Here is a 19,601-nt window from a genome sequence, read left to right as displayed (position 1 = left end):
TCGTCCGGCGTCCGGGCCCGCGGTGTGGTGTGCTGGACGCACAGGCCGACGAGAGGAACCCACCCGTGCGACGCCCCGCAGTGACCGCCGCCCTGGCCGCCGCCACGCTCGCCCTCACCGCCGCCTGCGCGGGCGGCCCCGCCTCCGAGGGGAACGACACCGGCGGCCGGGCCGAGCCCCGGCCGAGCGAGCCCACGGCCCAGGAGCCGGCCTCCCCCGCCGCCTCCGACCGGCCGCGGACCGAGGCCAGCCCGCCGCCCGCCGAGGGCTCGGTGGAGGTGGACGGCACCGTCGCCACCGGCCTGGGCTCGCCGTGGGGGCTGGCCCCGCTGCCCGAGGGCGACCTGCTGGTCTCCTCCCGCGACCAGGGCACGATCTCCCGGATCGACGCGGACAGCGGGGAGGTGAGCGAGGTCGGCGAGGTGCCCGGCGTGGAGCCGGGCGGCGAGGGCGGCCTGCTCGGCATCACCATGGGCACCGGCGACGCGCAGGGCTACCTGTACGCGTACTTCACCAGCGCCTCGGACAACCGGGTGGTGCGCATGGCCTACGACGCCGAGAGCGACGAGCCCGGCGGCCGGCTCGGCGCGCCGGACGTCGTCGTCCGCGGCATCCCCAAGTCGCGGGTCCACAACGGCGGCCGCATCGTCTTCGGCCCCGACGGCATGCTCTACGTCGGCACCGGCGACGCCGACGTGCGGGGCGCGGCCCAGGACCCGGAGTCGCTGGCGGGCAAGATCCTGCGCGTGCGGCCCGACGGCTCGGCCCCGCCGGAGGGCAACCTGGCCGAGGGCTCGCGGGTGTTCTCCCTGGGCCACCGCAACGTACAGGGGCTCGCCTTCGACGGCGCCGGGCGGCTGTGGGCCTCGGAGTTCGGCCAGGACACCTGGGACGAGGTCAACCTGATCGAGTCGGGCGGCAACTACGGCTGGCCCGAGGTGGAGGGCCGGGCCGGGGAGGAGGGCTTCGTCGACCCGCTCGTGCAGTTCCGGCCCGCCGAGGCCTCGCCGAGCGGCCTGGCCTGGGCGGAGGGCTCCCTGTGGCTGGCGAGCCTGCGCGGGGAGCGGCTGTGGCGCATCCCGCTGGACGGCACCGAGCCGGTCGCCGACCCGCAGGCGTTCCTGGAGGACGAGTACGGGCGCCTGCGCACCGTCGTGGCCGACAGCGGCGACGAGCTGTGGCTGATGACCAGCAACACCGACGGCCGCGGTGACCCCGAGGGCGACGACGACCGCGTGCTGCGCCTGACGGTCCGGTGACCTCTCTCCTCGGGAGGGGAGGACGACGACGGCAGGGCCCCGCGCGCCGGGGCAGGCGCGGACCGGAGCGCCCACGGCCCGGGCCGGTGCGCACGCACGCCGACGCCAACGCGCACCGGCGGGTGAAGCGCGCCCGGGGCCGGGGCGCGGGGGGCGCGCCCCGGCCCCGGCACCGCGGTGGTGTCAGCCCTGCACGCCCAGGCGCTCCAGGATCAGCTCGCGGACGCGGGCGGCGTCGGCCTGGCCACGGGTGGCCTTCATGACCGCGCCGACCAGGGCCCCGGCCGCCGCGACCTTGCCGCCGCGGATCTTGTCGGCGATGGCCTGGTTGCCCGCGATCGCCTCGTCCACGGCCGTGCCGAGCGCGCCCTCGTCCGAGACGACCTTCAGGCCGCGCGCCTCGACCACCCGGTCCGGGTCGCCCTCGCCGGCGAGCACGCCCTCGATGGTCTGGCGGGCGAGCTTGTCGTTGAGCGAGCCCTCGGCCACCAGGGCGCACACCCGGGCGACCTGCTCGGGGGTGATGGGCAGCGCGGACAGCTCGACGCCGTCCTCGTTGGCCCGGCGGGCCAGCTCGCCCATCCACCACTTGCGCGCCTGGTCGGCGGGGGCGCCGGCGGCGATGGAGGCCAGGATCGGGTCGAGGGCGCCCGCGTTGAGCACGGACTGCATCTCGTGCTCGGAGATGCCCCACTCCTCGCGCAGCCGGTTGCGGCGCACCCGGGGCGGCTCCGGCAGCGTGCCGCGCAGCTCCTCGACCCACGCGCGGTCCGGGGCGACCGGCACCAGGTCGGGCTCGGGGAAGTAGCGGTAGTCCTCCGCCTCCTCCTTGACCCGGCCCGCGGTGGTGCTGCCGTCGTCCTCGTGGAAGTGGCGGGTCTCCTGCACGATGACGCCGCCGCCGTCGAGCACGGCGGCGTGCCGCTGGATCTCGTAGCGCGCGGCGCGCTCGACGCTGCGCAGCGAGTTGACGTTCTTCGTCTCGCTGCGGGTGCCGAACGCCTGCGCGCCCTTGGGCATCAGCGAGAGGTTGACGTCGCAGCGCATCTGGCCCATCTCCATGCGGGCCTCGGAGACGCCCAGCGCCCGGATCAGCTCGCGCAGCTCGGCGACGTAGGCCCGGGCGACCTCGGGGGCGCGCTCGCCCGCCCCGGTGATCGGCCTGGTGACGATCTCGATCAGCGGGATGCCGGCCCGGTTGTAGTCGAGCAGGGAGTGCGAGGCGCCGTGGATGCGGCCCGTCGCCCCGCCGATGTGGGTGGACTTGCCGGTGTCCTCCTCCATGTGCGCGCGCTCGATGCCGACGCGGAAGACCTCGCCGTCCTCCAACTGCACGTCCAGGTAGCCGTCGAAGGCGATCGGCTCGTCGTACTGGGAGGTCTGGAAGTTCTTCGGCATGTCCGGATAGAAGTAGTTCTTCCGGGCGAAGCGGCACCACTCGGCGATGGAGCAGTTCAGCGCCAGGCCGATGCGGACGGCCGACTCGACGGCCGTGGCGTTGACCACGGGCAGCGAGCCGGGCAGGCCGAGGCAGGTGGGACAGGTCTGCGAGTTGGCCGGCGCCCCGGGGGCGGTGGCGCAGCCGCAGAACATCTTGGTACGGGTGCCGAGTTCGACATGGACCTCCAGGCCCATGACGGGGTCGTAGGAGGCGAGGGCGTCCTCGTACGACACCAGGTCGGTGACGGTCACGGTGTGGTGCCTTTCCGAATCAGTCGCCGGTGAGGACGTCGTCGCCGCTCCAGTTGCGCAGCTCGCGCAGCAGGATCAGCACACCGGTGGTGATCGCCGCGGCGGACACCACCGCGTCGGCGAGCACGAGCGTGTCCTTGTCGGAGCGCGCCTGCCGGAGCTGCTTGACGACGCTGACGGCGCCGAACAGCGAGGTGCCGATGGAGATGTACGTGCTGGCCTTGGACTTCTTGTAGCGCCGGGCCTTCTTGATCGCGTTCACAGGACGGGTGCCTCCTCGAGCAGCGGGTGCCCCCACCGGGTGTGGAAGGCCGCTTCGACGGCGGCGCCTACCCGGTAGAGGCGGTCGTCAGCCATGGCGGGCGCGATGATCTGCAGGCCCACCGGCAGCCCGTCCTCCGGGGCCAGGCCGCAGGGCAGCGACATGGCGGCGTTGCCGGCCAGGTTGGACGGGATGGTGCACAGGTCGGCGAGGTACATCGCCATGGGGTCGTCGGCGCGCTCGCCGATGGGGAACGCGGTCGTCGGCGTCGTCGGGGAGACCAGGACGTCCACCGACTCGAACGCCCGCTGGAAGTCGCGCGCGATGAGCGTGCGCACCTTCTGCGCGGAGCCGTAGTAGGCGTCGTAGTAGCCGGAGCTGAGCGCGTAGGTGCCGAGCATGACGCGGCGCTTGACCTCGGCCCCGAAGCCGGCCTCGCGGGTGAGCGCGGTGACGTCCTCCGCGGAGCGGGTGCCGTCGTCGCCCACGCGCAGGCCGTAGCGCATGGCGTCGAAGCGGGCGAGGTTGGAGGAGCACTCGCTCGGCGCGATCAGGTAGTAGGCGGCCAGCGCCTTGGTGAACGACGGGCAGGAGATCTCGACGATCTCCGCGCCCAGCTCGCGCAGCAGCTCCACCGACTCGGTGAACCGCCGCATCACGCCGTCCTGGTAGCCCTCGCCGGAGAACTCGGTGACCACGCCCACGCGCAGCCCGCGCACGTCACCGTGGCGGGCCGCCTCGACGACGGCGGGGACGGGGGCGTCGATGGAGGTGGAGTCCAGCGGGTCGTGCCCGGCGATGGCCTCGTGCAGCAGCGCCGCGTCCAGCACGGTGCGCGCGCACGGGCCGCCCTGGTCGAGCGAGGAGGAGAAGGCGACCATGCCGTAGCGCGACACCCCGCCGTAGGTCGGCTTCACGCCCACGGTGCCGGTGACGGCGGCGGGCTGGCGGATCGAGCCGCCGGTGTCGGTGCCGATGGCCAGCGGGGCCTGGAAGGAGGCCAGCGCGGCCGCGGAGCCGCCGCCGGAGCCGCCGGGGATGCGGGTGAGGTCCCACGGGTTGCCGGTGGGGCCGTAGGCGCTGTTCTCGGTGGAGGAGCCCATGGCGAACTCGTCCATGTTCGTCTTGCCCAGGATGACGACGCCGGCGTCCTTGAGCCGCTTGGTGAGCGTCGCGTCGTAGGGCGGGAGCCAGCCCTCGAGGATCCTGGAGCCGACGGTGGTGGGCACGCCCTCGGTGGTGAAGATGTCCTTCAGCGCGAGCGGCACGCCGGCCAGCGGGCCGAGCGGTTCGCCCGCGGCGCGCCGGGCGTCCACCGCGCGGGCGGCGGCGAGCGCCCCCTCGCGGTCCACGTGCAGGTAGGCGTGGACCTTCTCGTCCACGGCCGCGATGCGGGCCAGGTGCGCCTCGGCCACCTCGACGGCGGTGACCTCGCCGCCGGCGACGCGTTCGGCGGTCTGCGCGGCGGTCAGCCTCGTCAGGTCGGTCATGTCGCTCACTCCTCCCCCAGAATCTGCGGCACCTTGAAGCGCTGCTGCTCCTGGGCGGGCGCCCCGGAGAGCGCCTGCTCGGGCGTCAGGCTCGGACGGACCTCGTCCGGGCGCATGACGTTGGTCAGCGGCAGCGGGTGGGAGGTCGGCGGCACGTCCTCGCCTGCGACCTCGGAGACGGCGGCGACCGCTCCGATGATGTCGTCGAGCTGACCGGCGAAGTGTTCGAGCTCTTCGGCGCTCAGCTCAAGGCGCGCCAGCTTCGCGAGGTGCGCGACCTCCTCGCGGGTGATGCCAGGCATGCGGCGGTTCCTTAAGGGGTTACGGGCATGAGCTTGCGCCCCAATCCTATGGCTACCCCCGGGCGGCTCACGCCCGCGGGCGCGGGAGGCGCGGCGCCGGCCGGTGGCCGCCCGGCCGGGGTGCTCACGCCGTCGGGCCCTTGGCGGCCGTGGGGCGGGGGACGCGGAAGGCGCGGGCGCCGGTGCCGCCGGGGGCGACCTCGCGGGCGCGCAGCCAGGCCGTCGTCTCCGCCGGCGGCATGGCGGCGGCGACCAGCCAGCCCTGCACGGCGTCGCAGCCCAGGTCGCGCAGGTGCTCCCACGTCTCGTCGTCCTCCACGCCCTCGGCGACCACGAGCAGGCCGAGCGAGTGGGCGAGGTCGACCGTGCACCGGACGATCGCGGCGTCCTGGCTGTCGACGGCCAGGCGGGCCACGAACGAGCGGTCGATCTTCAGCTCGCTGACGGGCAGTCTGCGCAGGTGGACGAGGGAGGAGTAGCCGGTGCCGAAGTCGTCGAGCGACATCTTCACCCCGTGTCCGACGAGACCGGCCAGCGTGTCGGCCGCCTGCTGCGGCTCCTCCAGCAGCACGTGCTCGGTGATCTCCAGTTGGAGCGCGGAGGCCGGTACGCCGTGCCGGGCCAGGCGGGCGGCCACCGCGCCGGCGAACCCGGGGGTGTGGACGTCGCGCGGGGAGACGTTGACGGCGACGGGCACGGTGAGCCCGGCCGCCCGCCAGGCGGCGACCTGCCCGAGCGCGCTCTCCAGCACGTACTCGGTGAGCCGGGGCATCAGGCCGGAGGTCTCGGCGATGGCGATGAAGACGTCCGGGGCGACCCGCCCGCGCTCGGGGTGCTGCCAGCGCACCAGCGCCTCCAGCCCGGACACCTGCCCGTCGAAGCGGACCTTGGGCTGGTAGTGCAGCTCCACCTCGCCGGCGTCCAGGGCACGGCGCAGGTCGCCGAGCAGGCCGAGGCGGTCGACGGTGTTGCCGTCGCGCATGACGTCGTAGACCTCGACGCCGCTGCGGTCGCGCTTGGCCTCGTACATCGCCACGTCGGCCCGGCGCAGCAGGCCCTCGGCCTCGTCCGCGTGGTCGGGGAAGACCGCCACGCCCGCGCTGGCCTCCAGCACCAGGCTGTGCCCGTCGAGGTGGAGCGGGGAGCTGAGCGCGCTGACCACCGTGCGCGCGGCCCGCTGGGCGCTGGTGGTGGAGACGGCCAGCGGGAGCAGCACGGCGAACTCGTCCCCGCCGAGCCGGGCGGCCTCCGCGCCCCGGGGCAGGGCCGTGCGCAGCCGGTCGGCGATCTGGAGCAGCAGGCGGTCGCCGGCGAGGTGGCCGAGGGTGTCGTTGACGGAGCGGAAGCGGTCGAGGTCGATCAGGACGAGCGCGGCACGGGCGCCGGCCCGGTCGGCGTCGTCCAGGGCGGACCAGGTGCGCTCCATCAGCCACAGCCGGTTGGGCAGGCCGGTGAGCGGGTCCCGGAGCTGCTCCTCGGCCCGGACGCGGGCGATCCACAGCGTGGAGTCCAGCGCGATTAAGGGCACGGCGAACAGCGGCAGCGCCAGCGGCTGGGCGGTGGCGACGACCACGATCAGCGGGGAGATGCCCATCAGGGCCACGCAGGTCAGGCCGTGCCTGACCAGCGCGGTGCGGGCGGCGCTCGGCAGGGCGGGGCAGGGGATCTCGCAATACCACTGGAGCACCCGGGTGACCACCAGGTAGGTGCAGGCGGTCGCCGTCATCTCGGGCACGGCCGACCAGGACCACAGGTCCGGCGTCCACGGCTGGGCGACCGAGGGCCGCAGGCCGAAGGCGGCCATGACGCAGGCGGAGGCGACGATGCCCAGGATGTCCACGGCGCCGTGCACCGCCGCCTGCCGCCACCGGCGGTGCCGGGCGACGCCGGTGACGAAGACGACGGCGATGCTCACCAGGGCGGCGGGCATCCACCCGTACAGCAGCAGGACGGCCAGGGTCAGTGCGGCCCCGGAGCCGGTGCCGCCCCACCAGCGGTCCCGGCCGAGGAGCACCAGGTGGGCGACGACGACGGCGGTGAGCGCCACCAGCGCCCAGCCCGCCGTGGAGGCGGGGAAGAGGGCCTCGCCCCGCCCGGCGGCGCGGTAGCCGCAGAAGGCCAGGGCCGTGGCGGCGGCGGCCAGGACGGCGGTGGACAGCCCGGGCACCCTGGTCAGCAGGGCGCGGCGCAGCCGCGAGCAGCAGGCCCCCGCCCGGGCGGCCCCGGGCGGGCGGTCGACCGTCCGCTCGTCGGCGGGGCGGCCCGGGCGGGGGCTCGCGGCCCCGCGGGGGCGCGGTGCCGCCGGCGGCGGGCCGGCGCCGGGGCCCGGCCGGGTGGGCAGCCGCGCGGGGCGGCGGTCGCCGCCGCCACCACGTTCTTCGGGTGTCTGCTGCATGCGCGTCCCTCTCACGGCCGTCGGTGCACCGCGCCACGGCAGGCGCCCGTGGATCCACAGTAGGCGCGAAACGGTGCCATGGGCACCGACCGGCTGCCGCTACCCGCGTGGTTGGCTAATTGTCCGTCATCTTCCTTACGGGGCCGCGCCGTTACGGAAGAAACGGGAGTGCCGCACGGGAGTTCGGGCCACGTCTCAGCCGGGTGCCCCCGACGGTTCTGACGCCCCGTCCGCGCCCGCTTCGGCGCCCGCCTCCGGCTCGGCCTGCGCCTCCGGCACGGCGTCCGGGACGGCGTCCGGCGCGGCGTCCGGGACGGGGTTCACCGCGCGTTCCCGGGCGGCGTCGGGCCCCTGCTCCAACAGGACGGCGAACCCGGCGTCGTCCAGGATCGGCACCTTCAACTGGACCGCCTTGTCGTACTTGGAGCCGGGGTTGTCGCCCACGACGACGAAGCCGGTCTTCTTCGAGACGGAGCCGGTCACCTTCGCGCCGAGCTCCTGGAGCGCCTCCTTGGCGCCGTCGCGCGTGTGGTGCTCCAGCGTGCCGGTGACCACGACCGTGACGCCGTCCAGCGGGCGGGGGCCGCGCGCGGTGCCGCCCTCCTCCTCCATGCGCACGCCCGCCGCCCGCCAGCGTTCGACGATCTCGCGGTGCCAGTCCTCGGCGAACCAGTCCTTGAGCGAGGCGGCGATGGTGGGGCCGACGCCGTCGGTGGCGGCGAGCTCCTTCTCGCTCGCCTGGGCGATGCGGTCGATCGAGCCGAACTCCCGGGCCAGCGCCTCGGCGGCGACGGGACCGACGTGCCGGATGGACAGCCCGGCGATGATCCGCGCCAGCGGACGCTCCCGGGCGGCCCGGATGTTCTCCAGCATCGCCACCGTGTTCTTGCGCGGTTCGCCCTTCTGGTTGGCGAAGAGCGTGACGACCTTCGGCTCGCCCGTCTTCGGGTCCCGCTTGGGCAGGCCGCTGTCCGGGTCGAGCACGTGGGACCTGATGGGCAGCAACTGCTCGACGGTGAGGTCGAACAGGCCGCCCTCGTCCCGCAGCGGCGGCTCGGCGGGCTCCAGCGGCTGGGTGAGCGCGGTCGCGGCCACGTAACCGAAGTGCTCGATGTCCAGACAGGTGCGGCTGGCCAGGTAGAACAGCCGCTCGCGCAACTGGGCGGGGCACGAGCGGGCGTTGGGGCAGCGCATGTCGACGTCCGCCTCCTTGGACGGCGCCAGTGGCGTGTCGCACTCCGGGCAGCGCTCGGGCATGACGAAGGCGTGCTCGGAGCCGTCCCGCAGGTCCGCGACGGGGCCGAGGATCTCCGGGATGACGTCGCCGGCCTTGCGCAGCACCACGGTGTCGCCGACGAGGACGCCCTTGGCGCGCACGACGTCCTGGTTGTGCAGCGTGGCGAACTCCACCTCGCTGCCGGCCACCGTCACCGGTTCGACCACGGCGTACGGCGTCACCCGCCCGGTGCGGCCCACCCCCACCCGGATGTCGACCAGCTTGGTGTTGACCTCCTCCGGGGGGAACTTCCAGGCGATCGCCCAGCGCGGCGCCCGGGAGGTGGCGCCGAGCCGGCCCTGGAGCGGGATCTCGTCCAGTTTGATCACGGCGCCGTCGATCTCGTGCCCGAGGGAGTGCCGACTGCCGCCGGAGTCCGCGATGAACGCCCGCACCCCGTCCAGGGTGTCGACCAGGCGGTTGTGCCGGGGCGTGGGCAGGCCCCAGCCGCGCAGCAGCTCGTACGCCTGGGACAGCCGGGACAGCGTCCTGCCCTCCAGCGCGCCGACGCCGTGCACCAGCATGTGCAGCGGGCGCCCGGCCGTCACCCTGGGGTCCTTCTGGCGCAGCGAACCGGCCGCGGCGTTGCGCGGGTTGGCGAACGGGGGCTTGCCCTCCTCGACCAGCCGGGCGTTCAGCTCCTGGAACCGCTCCATCGGGAAGAACACCTCGCCCCGGATCTCCACCAGCTCCGGGACGTCCGCGCCGCGCAGCCGCTCGGGGACGTCGGCGATGGTGCGCACGTTGGGCGTGATGTCCTCACCGGTGCGGCCGTCGCCCCGCGTCGCCGCGCGGGTGAGCCGGCCGTGCTCGTAGGTGAGGTTGACCGCCAGGCCGTCGATCTTCAGCTCGCACAGGAAGTGGTACGGCGCGTCCCCCAGCTCCCGGGCGACGCGCTCCGCCCAGGCCGCCAGCTCCTCGTCGTCGAAGGCGTTGTCCAGCGAGAGCATGCGCTCCCGGTGGGCGACCTCGGTGAACTCCGTCTCGTAGCGCCCGGCGACCTGCTGGGTGGGCGAGTCGGGGGTGCGCAGCTCCGCGTACCGCTCCTCCAGCTCCTGAAGGGCGCGCAGCAGGCGGTCGAACTCGGCGTCGGAGACGACCGGCGCGTCCTTCACGTAGTACCGGAAGCGGTGCTCGTCGACCTCCTCCGCCAGCCGCTTGTGCTCCTCCCGCGCCTCGGCGGGCACGGCTGAGTGCTGTTCGGCAGCCACCGTCTCGTCCTCCCGTCCCTGGGGCCGAAGCGGCCCCGCCCGTCACTCAGGGTCGTCCGCGAGTGAGCGTGCCGCGCGGACGCAGTGCGCCAGCGCCGCACGCGCGTACGCCGGCGAGGCGCCCGCGAGACCGCACGCCGGAGTGACCACCACCGACTCCGCGAGGAGCGCCGGAGACAGCCCCAACCTGCGCCACAGCGACCTGACCCCCATGACGCTACCCGCCGGGTCCGACAATGCCGCGCCGTCGGGCTCGGTGCCGGGCACGACACCCGCGAAGAGCGCGGTGCCGCCCTCGACCGCCTCCCCGATCGCCTCGTCCTCACCCTCGGTGAGCAGCGCGGCGTCGAAGGAGACGCCGGCGACGCCCGCCCGGCGCAGCAGCGCGAAGGGCACGCCCGGCGCGCAGCAGTGCACGACGACGGGCGCGTCGCCGGCCGCGCGCACCAGCTCCGCGAGCGCGTCGCGCACCACCGCGCGGTCCACCGCCGCGTGGGTGCGGTAGCCGCTGGCGGTGGGCACGCGGCCGGTGAGCACGGCGGTCAGCGAGGGCTCGTCGAGCTGGAGCACCGGCCGGGCGCCGGGCACCCGGCGGCGCACGTCGGCCAGGTGGGCGCGCACGCCCTCGGCGAGGGAGGCGGTCAGGTCGCGGCGGGCGCCGGCGTCGCCGAGCATCGCCTCGCCGTTGCGGCGCTCCAGCGCGGCGGCCAGCGTCCACGGGCCGGTGACCGACAGCTTGAGCGCGCCCGCGTACCCTTGCGTGTACTCCTCCAGCGCGTCCAGGTCCTCGCCCAGCCAGGCGCGGGCGCGGCGGGTGTCGCGCCCGGGCCGGTCGCCGACCCGCCAGCCGCTGGGTTCCAGGTGCGCGTACAGCTCCGCGAGGAGTCCGGTGGTGCGGCCGACCATGTCGGCGCCCGGGCCGCGCGCGGGCAGCTCCGGCAGGTAGGGCAGGTGGACGGGCGGCTCCAGGCTGCCCGTGACGGTACGGGCCGCCTCGCGGGCGTCCTCCCCCGGCATGGACCCGACGCCGCTGGCCGCGCCCGGCCCCCAGTTGAACCTCGACTCGTTAGCGCTCACCCCCGCAGCCTACGAGCGCCCGCCGCCGCCCGGCGCACGCCCCGCTCCGCGAGGCGGCGCCCGGCGGGCTCGGCCCGGCGCCGAGCGGCCGACCGGGGGCGGCGGGTGGGAGCCGGGGGCGGCCGTGGCCGCTCGGCCCCGCCGCCGAGCGGCCGGAGCCGCCCCGCCCGGCCGCGCCCGCCCCGACGGCCGGCCGGTGCCGGCCGGCCGGTGCCGGTCAGCCGGTGCCGGTCAGCCGGTGCCGGTCAGCCGGTGGGGCGCACGCTGAGGTCGGTGAGCTCGGTGCCGCGGGGCAGGTCGAGCGCGGTCAGCACCGTCCGGGCGACGGACTCCGGGCTCATCCACTCCTCGGCGCGGTACGCCTTGCCCTCCTGGCGGTGCACCTTCTCCTGCATCGGCGTCGCCGTCCGGCCCGGGTAGACGCTGCTGACGCGCACCCCGTTGCCCGACTCCTCGCCGCGCAGGGCGTCGGCCAGCGCCTTCAAGCCGTGCTTGCTCGCGGCGTAGGCGCTCCATTGCGGGTGGGCGCGCAGCCCGGCGCCGGAGTTGACGAACACCACGTGGCCGCGGGCCAGGCGGAGCTGGGGCAGCAGCAGCCGGGTCAGCTCGGCGGGCGCCACGAGGTTGGCGGCCAGCGTCGCCTGCCAGACCTTGGGCGTCAGTTCCCCCACGTCACCCAGGTCGCACACGCCCGCGCTGTGCACCAGGGAGTCCAGCTCGCCGGGCGGCTCCTGGTGGCCGAACGCCCAGGACAGCCGCTCGGGTTCGGCGAGGTCGCCGACGAGGGTGCGGACGCCGCCGCCCGCCGCCTCGGCGGCCGGGGCGAACTCCCGGGCGAGCTGCCGGGCCCGGCCCGCGTCGCGCGCGAGCAGCCACAGCTCGTCACCGCGCTCCAGCAGCGCGCGGGTGAGCGCGGCGCCGATGCCGGAGCCCGCGCCGGTGATCAGATGCGTTGCCATGCCGCCAGCCTAGAGCCGCGCCCGCCCGGCGGGCCGGGTGCCCCGATTGCCGCACCGGTGCGGCCGTCCGGTGGCAGCGCGCCGGGAGAGGACGACAATCGGCTACAAGGCGTCACACACCCTCACGGAACATGTGGAGTCACGTCCATGGCGAACATGACCTTCAGCACCCGGGACCTGGGCATAGACCTGGGCACCGCCAACACCCTCGTGTACGCCCGCGGGCGCGGCATCGTCCTGGACGAGCCGTCCGTCGTGGCCGTCGACTCCCGCACCGGCACCGTGCTCGCGGTCGGGCACGAGGCGCGGGAGGCGGTCGGCCGCACGCCGGGCACGATCGTCGCCATCCGGCCGCTCAGGGGCGGCGTCGTCTCCGACTACGAGGCGGCCGAGGGCATGCTGCGGCAGTTCATCGCCAAGGCGCGCCGCAGCCGCAGCCGCGCTCCCCGGGTGGTCGTGAGCACCCCCAGCGGGGTGACCGGCGTGGAGCGCCGGGCCGTCCTGGAGGCCACCTCCCGGGCCGGGGCGCGGTCCGTGCATCTGATCGAGGAGCCCATGGCCGCCGCGATCGGCGCCGGGCTGCCGGTGTACGAGCCGTGCGGGTCGATGGTGGTCGACGTCGGCGGCGGGTCCACCGAGGTGGCCGTCATCTCGCTGGGCGGCCTGGTCGTCGCGCGCCACTCCCGGGTCGCCGGTGACGCGCTGGACGCGGCGATCTCCGCGTACGTCGAGAAGCAGCACACCATCACCGTCGGCGAGCGCACCGCCGAGCAGATCAAGACGACGCTCGGCACGGACGCGCGGATGGTCATCCGCGGCCGGGACAAGGTCACCGGCATGCCCAAGACGGTGCAGCTCGACAGCGAGGCGATCCGCGAGGCCGTCGAGCCGCCGGTGCAGGCGATCGTCGACGTCGTGTGCAGCGCGTTCGACGCCTGCCCGGCCGAGCTGTACGGCGACATCATGGAGCGCGGCATCGTGCTGACCGGCGGCGGCGCGCTGCTGCACGGCCTGGACGAGCGGCTCTCCCGCGAGACGGGCATGCCGGTGACGGTCGCGGACGAGCCGGCGACCTGCGTGGCCGTGGGCACCGGGCGCTGCCTGGAGGACTTCGCCCGGCTGGAGACCGCGTTCGCGGCCCCGGCCACCGCCGCGGTGGCGTGACCCCGCGCCCGCCTGGGTACCCGCGATGCCGGAAAGGCACAAAGCCGCTCACAGCAAGCAAGGAGCGAGGTCAACGGATGTACGCCGTGAAGAGCACACTGCCGGAGCAGGATCTCAAGGTGGTCGGTGAGGCGCTGCAGGGCGCGCTGGTCGATCTCGTCGACCTCTCGCTCGTGGCCAAGCAGATCCACTGGACCGTGGTCGGCTCCCGCTTCCGCACCGTCCACCTCCAGCTCGACGACGTCGTGGACACCGCGCGCCAGTACTCCGACACGGTCGCCGAGCGCGCTTCGGCCGTCGGGCTGGCGCCGGACGGGCGCGTGGGCACGGTGGCCGAGGGCAGCGGCATCCGGCACGTGGTGGACGGCTGGCAGCAGGACGCCGACGCGGTCGCCACGATGACGGACGCGCTGGGCACGGTCGTCGGGCGCATGCGCGAGCGCATGGCGGCGGTCGGCAAGGCGGACCCGGTGACGGAGGACATCTTCATCTCCCTCACCGGCGAGCTGGAGAAGCACCACTGGATGTTCCAGGCCGAGCACAAGCAGTGAGGCTGCCGGTCGCACCCGGAAGGCCCCGAGGCCCGGGAGGCGACCCGCGACCACGCGGCCTCCCGGCACCCCGCGGAAGACCCCCGGCACCCTCCCGCGGTGCCCGCAGAAGACCCCGCGCGGCGAGGACCCCCGGACCGGACCCCCGGCCGGGGGTCCTCGCCCCGCCCGCCGGCGGGACCGCGCGCCGGTACGGGCGGGGCGGCGTGCGCGGGGGCGGGGCTAGGATGCCTGGGTGATCACGTTGATGACGTACGCCGGGGCCGTCGCGGCGGACGCGGGCGGGACGCGCACGGGCGGGGCGCCGCTGGTGCCGGAGGACTTCACGTGGCCGGAGTGCGCGCACTGCGGCGGGCCCATGCAGTTCCTGCTGCGCCTGCCGCTGGAGCACGGGAGCGTGCTGACGGCGTTCATGTGCCAGAACGACCCGGGGCTGTGCGAGGAGTGGGACCCGTTCGCCGGGGGCAACCGGGCGATACTGCTGCCGGCGGAGGGCGTGCGTGCGGCGACGCCACCGGCCACGGGCGTCACCGCCCTGGGCGCGGTCTCCGGCGTCGCGTTCGAGGACGTGGAGGCCGAAACGTACTTCGACGCCTCGGCCGAGTGGGTGAAGGCGACCGGACGGCCGGTGCGCGAGGTGCTGGGGCAGCGGGGCGGCGAGCCGTCCTGGCTCCAGGGGGACGAGACGCCCGCCTGCCCCGGGTGCGCCGGGCCGATGCCGTTCGTCGCCCAGTGGGAGGACGGCCAGGACGTGGCCACCTCGGCCAACTTCGGGGGCGGCGGCTGCGCCTACACCTTCGCCTGCGAACCCTGCGGGCACGCCGTGTTCCTCTGGCAGAGCTGAGCCCGCGCGCCCCGGCCCGGGGCGCGCGAGCCGGGGCGCGCGAGCCGGGGCGCGCGAGCCGGGGCGCGTGCGGGACGCGCTGGTCAGGACGCGCGTTTGCGGCTCGCGGTCTTCTTGGCGGCGGTCTTCTTCGCCGTGCGCTTCTCCGCCGCCGTGCCCTTCTTCGCCGCCGTGGTCTTCCTGCCCGCCGCCTTCTTCTCCCGCGCCGTGCCGGACGAGGTGCCGGAGGAGGTGCCGGATGCCTTGTCCGGCGACTTCCCGGCCGCCTTGCGCGCCGGCGCCTTCTTCGCGGCGGCCTTCTTCCTCGCCGTGCTCTTCCGCGCGGGCCGCTCCTCCGTCGCCTGCCCGGCGTCCTCGGCGTCCTCGGCGTCCTCGCGCGTGAGGTGGTGCACGGTCGCGGCCTCGGTGGCCTCCTGCTCGCCCCCGGTCCCCCCGTCGCCGCGGGCCTCGCGGGCCGCCGCGACGCTGCTCTCCAGCGCGGCCATCAGGTCGATGACCTTGCCCCCGCGCGGCTCGGCCGGTGCCTCCGCGGGCTCGCGGCCCTCCTGCTTGGCCTCGACGAGTTCCTCCACGGCCTCGCGGTACTCGTCGTGCAGGTCGTCCCAGTCGAGGTCGCCGAGTGAGTTCATCAGCGTCTCGGCGAGGTCGAGTTCGGCGTCCCGCACCGAGACGTCGCCGGAGGGGGCGAGCCCGCTGGAGGAGCGCACCTCGTCGGGCCAGAGCATCGAGTGCAGGACGAGGGTGTCCTCCAGCGCCCGCAGCAGGCCCAGCGACTCCCGGCCGCGCAGCGCGAACTTGGCGACGGCGGCCTTGCCGCTGCGCTGGAGCGCCTCGCGCAGCAGGACGTACGGCTTGGCCGCGGCGGCCGTCTCCGCGCTCATGTAGTAGGCGCGGTCGAGCTGGATCGGGTCGATCTCCTCCAGCGGCAGGAAGGAGAGGATCTCGATCGTGCGGGCGGTGGGCAGGGGAAGGGACGCGAAGTCCTCGTCGGTCAGCAGCACGGTGGTGCCGTCGGCGGCCTTGAAGCCCTTGCCGATCTCCTCCGGCGGGACCTCGACCTCCTCGATCTCGCACACCTTGCGGTAGCGGATGCGCCCGCCGCAGTCGTGCGCGGTGTGCACCTGGTGGAAGCTGACCGAGTGGTTCTGGGTGGCGCCGTAGAGCTGGATCGGGATGCTGACGAGCCCGAAGGAGATCGAGCCCTTCCAGATGGACCGCACGTCATCACTCCTCGCCGGGTACGGGCCGCCGTCCGCCGGTCCGCTTCGTCACCTTTCGTGAGCATTTCATGGGACTATCAGGGTATGCCGCCTGTGACGAACGTGGCGGGCCGACGGCTGGCCCTCAGCAACTTGGAGAAGGCGCTCTACCCGGACGGCACCACCAAGGGCGAGCTGCTGCACTACTACGCCACCTGTGCCCCCGTCCTCCTCCCGCACCTGGCGGGCCGCCCGCTGAGCTTCCTGCGCTACCCCGACGGCGCCCGGGGCGAGACCTTCTTCGCCAAGAACGTGCCGCCGGGCACGCCCGAGTGGGTGACGGTCGCCGAGGTGCCGCGCACCCGGCGCATGACGGGGCGGCAGGTCGTCCTCGACGACCTGCCGTCGCTGATGTGGGCGGCCAACCTGGTGACCGAACTGCACGTGCCCCAGTGGCGCGCCGACGCCCCCGGGCGGGCCGACCGGCTGGTGCTCGACCTGGACCCCGGGGCCCCGGCCGGCGTCGCGCAGTGCTGCGCCGTCGCGCGGTGGCTGCGGGAGCGGCTGGCCGACGACGGCCTGGAGGCGTGGCCCAAGACCTCCGGCGGGAAGGGACTGCACCTGATGGTGGCGCTCGAACCGACCCCCTCGGAGGCGGTGAGCGCCTACGCCAAGCGGCTCGCGGCGCGCGCGGAGCGGGAGCTGCCGGAGCTGGCACTGCACCGCATGGACCGCGGCCTGCGGCCGGGCAAGGTGTTCATCGACCACAGCCAGAACAACGCGGCCAAGACCACCGCCGCCCCCTACACGGCGCGGGCGAGGTCGGCGCCGACCGTCTCGGCGCCGCTGACGTGGGAGGAGGTCGCCGCGGGCGAGCGCGGCGCCCGGCTGGACCTCCGCATCACCGACGTGCTGGAGCGCGTCGAACGCCACGGCGACCTCTGCGCGCCCCTGCTCGCGCCCGAGCACGCGCACCGGCTGCCCACCGCCGCCTGAGCGCGGCCCGGGCCCGCGTGACCGTGGCCGGGCCCGCCGCGGGCGGCTCATTACACTGGCCGCACCATGGTCTACCTCGATCACGCCGCCACCACCCCGATGCTGCCGGAGGCGGTACGGGAGCTGGGCGAGCAGCTCGTCCGCACCGGAAACGCCTCCTCCCTGCACGCCGCGGGGCGCCGGGCCCGCCGCACCGTCGAGGAGGCCAGGGAGCGGCTGGCCGCCGCACTGGGCGCCCGGCCCAGCGAGGTGGTGTTCACCTCCGGCGGCACGGAGGCCGACAACCTGGCGGTCAAGGGCCTGTACTGGGCCCGCCGCGCCGCCGACCCCGCCCGCACCCGGGTGCTGGCCAGCCCCGTCGAGCACCACGCCGTGCTCGACGCCGTGCAGTGGCTGGCCGACCACGAGGGCGCCCGCGTCGAGTGGCTGCCGGTGGACGCCGTGGGACGCGTCGACCCCGACGCCCTGCGCGCGGCGATAGCCCGCGACCCCGCTGACGTGGCGCTGGCGGCCGTGATGTGGGCGAACAACGAGATCGGCACCGTGCAGCCGGTGTCCGCGCTGGCCGAGGCGGCCGCGGAGTTCGCCGTCCCGCTGCACTGCGACGCCGTCCAGGCGCTCGGGCAGACGGAGGTGGACTTCGGCGCCAGCGGCCTGTCGGCGATGGCCGTCAGCGGGCACAAGGCGGGGGGCCCGTACGGCGTCGGCGCGCTGGTGCTCGGCCGGGACCTCGCGCCCGAGGCGCTGCTGCACGGCGGCGGCCAGGAGCGCGACGTGCGCTCGGGGACGCTGGACGTGCCGGCCATCGCCGCCTTCGCGGTGGCCGCCGACCTGGCGGCGGCCGGGCAGGCCCGGTTCGCCCGGGAGGTGGGGGCCCTGCGGGACGCGCTGGTCGAGGCGGTGCGCGCGGCGGTGCCCGACGCCGTCCTGGGCGGCGATCCCGACCCGGCCGGGCGGCTCCCGGCCAACGCGCACTTCGCCTTCCCCGGGTGCGAGGGCGACTCGCTGCTGCTCCTGCTGGACGCCCAGGGCATCGAGTGCTCCACCGGGTCGGCGTGCACGGCGGGCGTCGCCCAGCCCAGCCACGTCGTCCTCGCCACGGGGGCCGACCCGGAGCTGGCGCGGGGCACCCTGCGCTTCTCCCTGGGGCACACCTCGACGCGGGCGGACGTCGCGGCGCTGGCCGAGGCCATCGGACCGGCCGTGGCCCGCGCCCGCTCCGCCGGACTGAGCTGACGGCCCCGCCGGGGCGGGCCGGCCGGGGGCGTGCCGCGCGCACACCGGCCGGGCGGCGGCGCGCGGCCGGGACGGCGGCGGTACCGGGCGCCTGCGCTGACCGGCCCAGGCCGGGCACCCGTACGGGCGCCCGGCCTGTTATCGACGCCGTCACCTGGGTAGACGGAACGCGGCCCATATGATCGTCGTGACGTCGTCGAAGGGAAGCGTTATGAGCTCCTACCCCCCTCCCCCGCAGGACCCCGGCCCCGACGGTCCGCACGGCCGCAACCAGGGCTACGGGGGGCCGAACGACCCCTACGGGGGCGCTCAGGGGCCGGGCGGAGGCACCGGCCCGCAGGACCCGGGCCCCGGCGGGCGGCCCGGCGAGGGCGACTACGGCCACCCGGGCGGCTCGGGTGAGCCCCCGCGCTACAGCGGCGGCCCGAACGACCCCTACGGCGGCGGCCACGGGGGCGCCGGTGAGCCCGGCGGCTACGGAGGCCCGCCGCGCTCGCCGCGCAACGGCTTCGGCATCGCCGCGCTCATCCTCGGCATCGTCGGCGTCCTGCTGTTCTGGACGGCCGTCGGCGGTGTGCTGCTCGGCCTGCTCGCGGTGGTCTTCGGCATCCTGGGCTGGCGGCGCAGCAAGCGGGGCGAGGCGACGAACGGCGGCATGTCCATCGCCGGCCTGGTCCTGGGCGCGCTCGCCCTGATCGGTTCGATCATCGTGATCGTCGCGGGCGTCGCGCTGTTCAACAGCGAGGAGTTCAGCAACTTCACCGACTGCGTGGAGCAGGCCGAGACCCAGTCCGAGATCGAGGACTGCGAGCAGGAGTTCAACGAGCAGTTCAACGGCTGACCGGACTGCCGGAGGGACGTGGCACCGGCCGGGCGTCCCGCACCATGCGCAGGTAGCGCTCCCAGTCCCAGTGCGGACCGGGGTCGGTGTGGGTGGCGCCCGGCACCTCGTTGTGCCCGACGATGTGCTCGCGGTCCTTGGGGATGCCGTAGCGGTCGCAGATGTCGGCGGTCAGCACGGCCGAGGCGCGGTACATGCCGTCGGTGAAGTCCTCCGGGCGGTCGACGTGGCCCTCGTGCTCGATGCCGATGCTGCGCTCGTTGTAGGAGCGGTTGCCCGCGTGGTACGCGACGTCCAGCTCCCGCACCGTCTGCGCCACCTGCCCGTCGGAGGTGCGCACCACGTAGTGGGCGGCGGCGCCGTGGCCGGGGTCGGCGAAGACCTTGAGCGCGACCGCGTAGCTGCCCTGGATGACGTGGACGACCACGCGGTCGACGGTGTAGTCGTGGGGGCGGCTGGCCAGCCGCCAGTTCGCGCCGGAGGCGGCCGCCCAGTGGGCGCCGGGGAAGTCCACCTCGCCCACGGTGCGGGGTATCTCGTTGCCCGGCACGGAGTACCACAGGCCGCGCAGCTCCTCGCGGTGGGCGTAGCCGGCCCCGCCGAGCGCGGCCGCCGTGCCGGTGAGGAGCAGGGTCCGGCGGCTGACGCCGCGCCGGGCCTCGGGCGCTGACGACATGCGTCCCCCTGGTGAGCCGTGGATCGTGGGTTCCCTCCCCATAACGCCGCGCGGGCCCGCCCGGTTCCAGCGGCGGAGCCGTCCGCGCGCGGGTGCCCGGCCTCCCGCGGTCCGGCCGCCCGGGCGGCCGCCGTTCCCGCGGTGGGGGCGCCGGGCCCGGGCCCCGTACCC

Annotated in this window: 17 protein-coding genes; 7 read left to right on the top strand and 10 right to left on the bottom strand. The window is 75.3% G+C overall.

Annotated elements, in window-relative coordinates; all coding sequences use genetic code 11:
* The first annotated feature begins 65 nt into the window (after positions 1-65).
* Positions 66-1,259, top strand: a complete 1,194-nt coding sequence (locus OSB71_RS00835) for a PQQ-dependent sugar dehydrogenase (RefSeq protein ID WP_265943011.1) — start codon at positions 66-68, stop codon at positions 1,257-1,259.
* 183 nt (positions 1,260-1,442) lie between these two features.
* Here the strand turns inward: OSB71_RS00835 and gatB are convergent, their stop codons facing one another.
* From gatB to OSB71_RS00795, 8 genes are all read right to left on the bottom strand, one after another.
* Positions 1,443-2,951, bottom strand: a complete 1,509-nt coding sequence (gene gatB / locus OSB71_RS00830) for an Asp-tRNA(Asn)/Glu-tRNA(Gln) amidotransferase subunit GatB (RefSeq protein WP_265943009.1) — start codon at positions 2,949-2,951, stop codon at positions 1,443-1,445.
* A 19-nt stretch (positions 2,952-2,970) separates the two neighbouring features.
* Positions 2,971-3,213, bottom strand: a complete 243-nt coding sequence (locus OSB71_RS00825; RefSeq protein WP_265943007.1) for a hypothetical protein — start codon at positions 3,211-3,213, stop codon at positions 2,971-2,973.
* On the bottom strand, positions 3,210-4,703 hold the full coding sequence (gatA, locus tag OSB71_RS00820; protein WP_265943005.1) for an Asp-tRNA(Asn)/Glu-tRNA(Gln) amidotransferase subunit GatA: 1,494 nt from the start codon (positions 4,701-4,703) through the stop codon (positions 3,210-3,212). The genes OSB71_RS00825 and gatA overlap by 4 nt, the downstream gene beginning before the upstream one ends.
* A gap of 5 nt (positions 4,704-4,708) precedes the next feature.
* Positions 4,709-5,005, bottom strand: a complete 297-nt coding sequence (gene gatC / locus OSB71_RS00815; protein WP_265943003.1) for an Asp-tRNA(Asn)/Glu-tRNA(Gln) amidotransferase subunit GatC — start codon at positions 5,003-5,005, stop codon at positions 4,709-4,711.
* A 124-nt stretch (positions 5,006-5,129) separates the two neighbouring features.
* On the bottom strand, positions 5,130-7,400 hold the full coding sequence (locus tag OSB71_RS00810) for a putative bifunctional diguanylate cyclase/phosphodiesterase (RefSeq protein WP_265943001.1): 2,271 nt from the start codon (positions 7,398-7,400) through the stop codon (positions 5,130-5,132).
* 195 nt (positions 7,401-7,595) lie between these two features.
* Complete coding sequence (gene ligA / locus OSB71_RS00805) at positions 7,596-9,887, bottom strand: NAD-dependent DNA ligase LigA (RefSeq protein ID WP_265942999.1); 2,292 nt, start codon at positions 9,885-9,887, stop codon at positions 7,596-7,598.
* A gap of 42 nt (positions 9,888-9,929) precedes the next feature.
* A complete protein-coding gene (locus OSB71_RS00800) occupies positions 9,930-10,904 on the bottom strand; it encodes a methionine synthase (protein ID WP_323055241.1) in 975 nt (324 codons plus the stop codon).
* Positions 10,905-11,209: 305 nt separating this feature from the next.
* Entirely contained in the window at positions 11,210-11,923 is a 714-nt protein-coding gene (locus OSB71_RS00795) for an SDR family oxidoreductase (RefSeq protein WP_265942994.1), read from the bottom strand.
* A 156-nt stretch (positions 11,924-12,079) separates the two neighbouring features.
* Here OSB71_RS00795 and OSB71_RS00790 point away from each other — a divergent pair, with 156 nt between their 5' ends.
* The 3 genes from OSB71_RS00790 to OSB71_RS00780 all read left to right on the top strand — a co-directional run bounded on the left by OSB71_RS00790 (position 12,080) and on the right by OSB71_RS00780 (position 14,482).
* Positions 12,080-13,087 carry a rod shape-determining protein gene (locus OSB71_RS00790; RefSeq protein ID WP_265943345.1) on the top strand — a complete coding sequence of 336 codons (1,008 nt, stop codon included), beginning with the start codon at positions 12,080-12,082 and terminating at the stop codon, positions 13,085-13,087.
* Between the two features lie 77 nt (positions 13,088-13,164).
* Positions 13,165-13,638, top strand: a complete 474-nt coding sequence (locus OSB71_RS00785) for a Dps family protein (protein WP_265942992.1) — start codon at positions 13,165-13,167, stop codon at positions 13,636-13,638.
* A 235-nt stretch (positions 13,639-13,873) separates the two neighbouring features.
* Complete coding sequence (locus tag OSB71_RS00780) at positions 13,874-14,482, top strand: hypothetical protein (RefSeq protein WP_265942990.1); 609 nt, start codon at positions 13,874-13,876, stop codon at positions 14,480-14,482.
* Positions 14,483-14,565: 83 nt separating this feature from the next.
* Here the strand turns inward: OSB71_RS00780 and ku are convergent, their stop codons facing one another.
* A complete protein-coding gene (ku, locus tag OSB71_RS00775) occupies positions 14,566-15,702 on the bottom strand; it encodes a non-homologous end joining protein Ku (protein WP_265942988.1) in 1,137 nt (378 codons plus the stop codon).
* A gap of 84 nt (positions 15,703-15,786) precedes the next feature.
* Between ku and ligD the strand changes: the two genes are divergently transcribed.
* The 3 genes from ligD (at position 15,787) to OSB71_RS00760 (ending at position 18,754) form a co-directional block, all read left to right on the top strand.
* A complete protein-coding gene (ligD, locus tag OSB71_RS00770; RefSeq protein WP_265942985.1) occupies positions 15,787-16,677 on the top strand; it encodes a non-homologous end-joining DNA ligase in 891 nt (296 codons plus the stop codon).
* Positions 16,678-16,743: 66 nt separating this feature from the next.
* Positions 16,744-17,913 carry a cysteine desulfurase family protein gene (locus OSB71_RS00765; RefSeq protein ID WP_265942983.1) on the top strand — a complete coding sequence of 390 codons (1,170 nt, stop codon included), beginning with the start codon at positions 16,744-16,746 and terminating at the stop codon, positions 17,911-17,913.
* A 211-nt stretch (positions 17,914-18,124) separates the two neighbouring features.
* Positions 18,125-18,754 carry a DUF4190 domain-containing protein gene (locus OSB71_RS00760; protein ID WP_265942982.1) on the top strand — a complete coding sequence of 210 codons (630 nt, stop codon included), beginning with the start codon at positions 18,125-18,127 and terminating at the stop codon, positions 18,752-18,754.
* Here OSB71_RS00760 and OSB71_RS00755 read toward each other — a convergent pair.
* Positions 18,744-19,430: an N-acetylmuramoyl-L-alanine amidase gene (locus OSB71_RS00755; RefSeq protein ID WP_265942980.1), complete on the bottom strand. Its 687-nt coding sequence runs from the start codon at positions 19,428-19,430 to the stop codon at positions 18,744-18,746. The two genes, OSB71_RS00760 and OSB71_RS00755, sit on opposite strands and share 11 nt — an antisense overlap.
* Between the last annotated feature and the right edge of the window lie 171 nt (positions 19,431-19,601).

Source organism: Streptomyces marinisediminis, from assembly GCF_026262575.1.
GTDB classification, from domain to species: domain Bacteria; phylum Actinomycetota; class Actinomycetes; order Streptomycetales; family Streptomycetaceae; genus Streptomyces; species Streptomyces marinisediminis.
The sequence above is the reverse complement of the archived record's forward strand: the minus strand, read 5'-3'. Positions and strand labels throughout refer to the sequence as shown.

Excerpts from the sequence above, each read along its gene's own strand:
- gatA (WP_265943005.1), bottom strand. The coding sequence starts at position 4,703 with ATGACCGACCTGACGAGGCTGACCGCCGCGCAGACCGCCGAACGCGTC.
- gatC (WP_265943003.1), bottom strand. The coding sequence starts at position 5,005 with ATGCCTGGCATCACCCGCGAGGAGGTCGCGCACCTCGCGAAGCTGGCG.
- OSB71_RS00810 (WP_265943001.1), bottom strand. The coding sequence starts at position 7,400 with ATGCAGCAGACACCCGAAGAACGTGGTGGCGGCGGCGACCGCCGCCCC.
- OSB71_RS00800 (WP_323055241.1), bottom strand. The coding sequence starts at position 10,904 with ATGCCGGGGGAGGACGCCCGCGAGGCGGCCCGTACCGTCACGGGCAGC.
- OSB71_RS00795 (WP_265942994.1), bottom strand. The coding sequence starts at position 11,923 with ATGGCAACGCATCTGATCACCGGCGCGGGCTCCGGCATCGGCGCCGCG.
- OSB71_RS00790 (WP_265943345.1), top strand. The coding sequence starts at position 12,080 with ATGACCTTCAGCACCCGGGACCTGGGCATAGACCTGGGCACCGCCAAC.
- OSB71_RS00785 (WP_265942992.1), top strand. The coding sequence starts at position 13,165 with ATGTACGCCGTGAAGAGCACACTGCCGGAGCAGGATCTCAAGGTGGTC.
- ligD (WP_265942985.1), top strand. The coding sequence starts at position 15,787 with ATGCCGCCTGTGACGAACGTGGCGGGCCGACGGCTGGCCCTCAGCAAC.
- OSB71_RS00765 (WP_265942983.1), top strand. The coding sequence starts at position 16,744 with ATGGTCTACCTCGATCACGCCGCCACCACCCCGATGCTGCCGGAGGCG.
- OSB71_RS00760 (WP_265942982.1), top strand. The coding sequence starts at position 18,125 with ATGAGCTCCTACCCCCCTCCCCCGCAGGACCCCGGCCCCGACGGTCCG.
- OSB71_RS00755 (WP_265942980.1), bottom strand. The coding sequence starts at position 19,430 with ATGTCGTCAGCGCCCGAGGCCCGGCGCGGCGTCAGCCGCCGGACCCTG.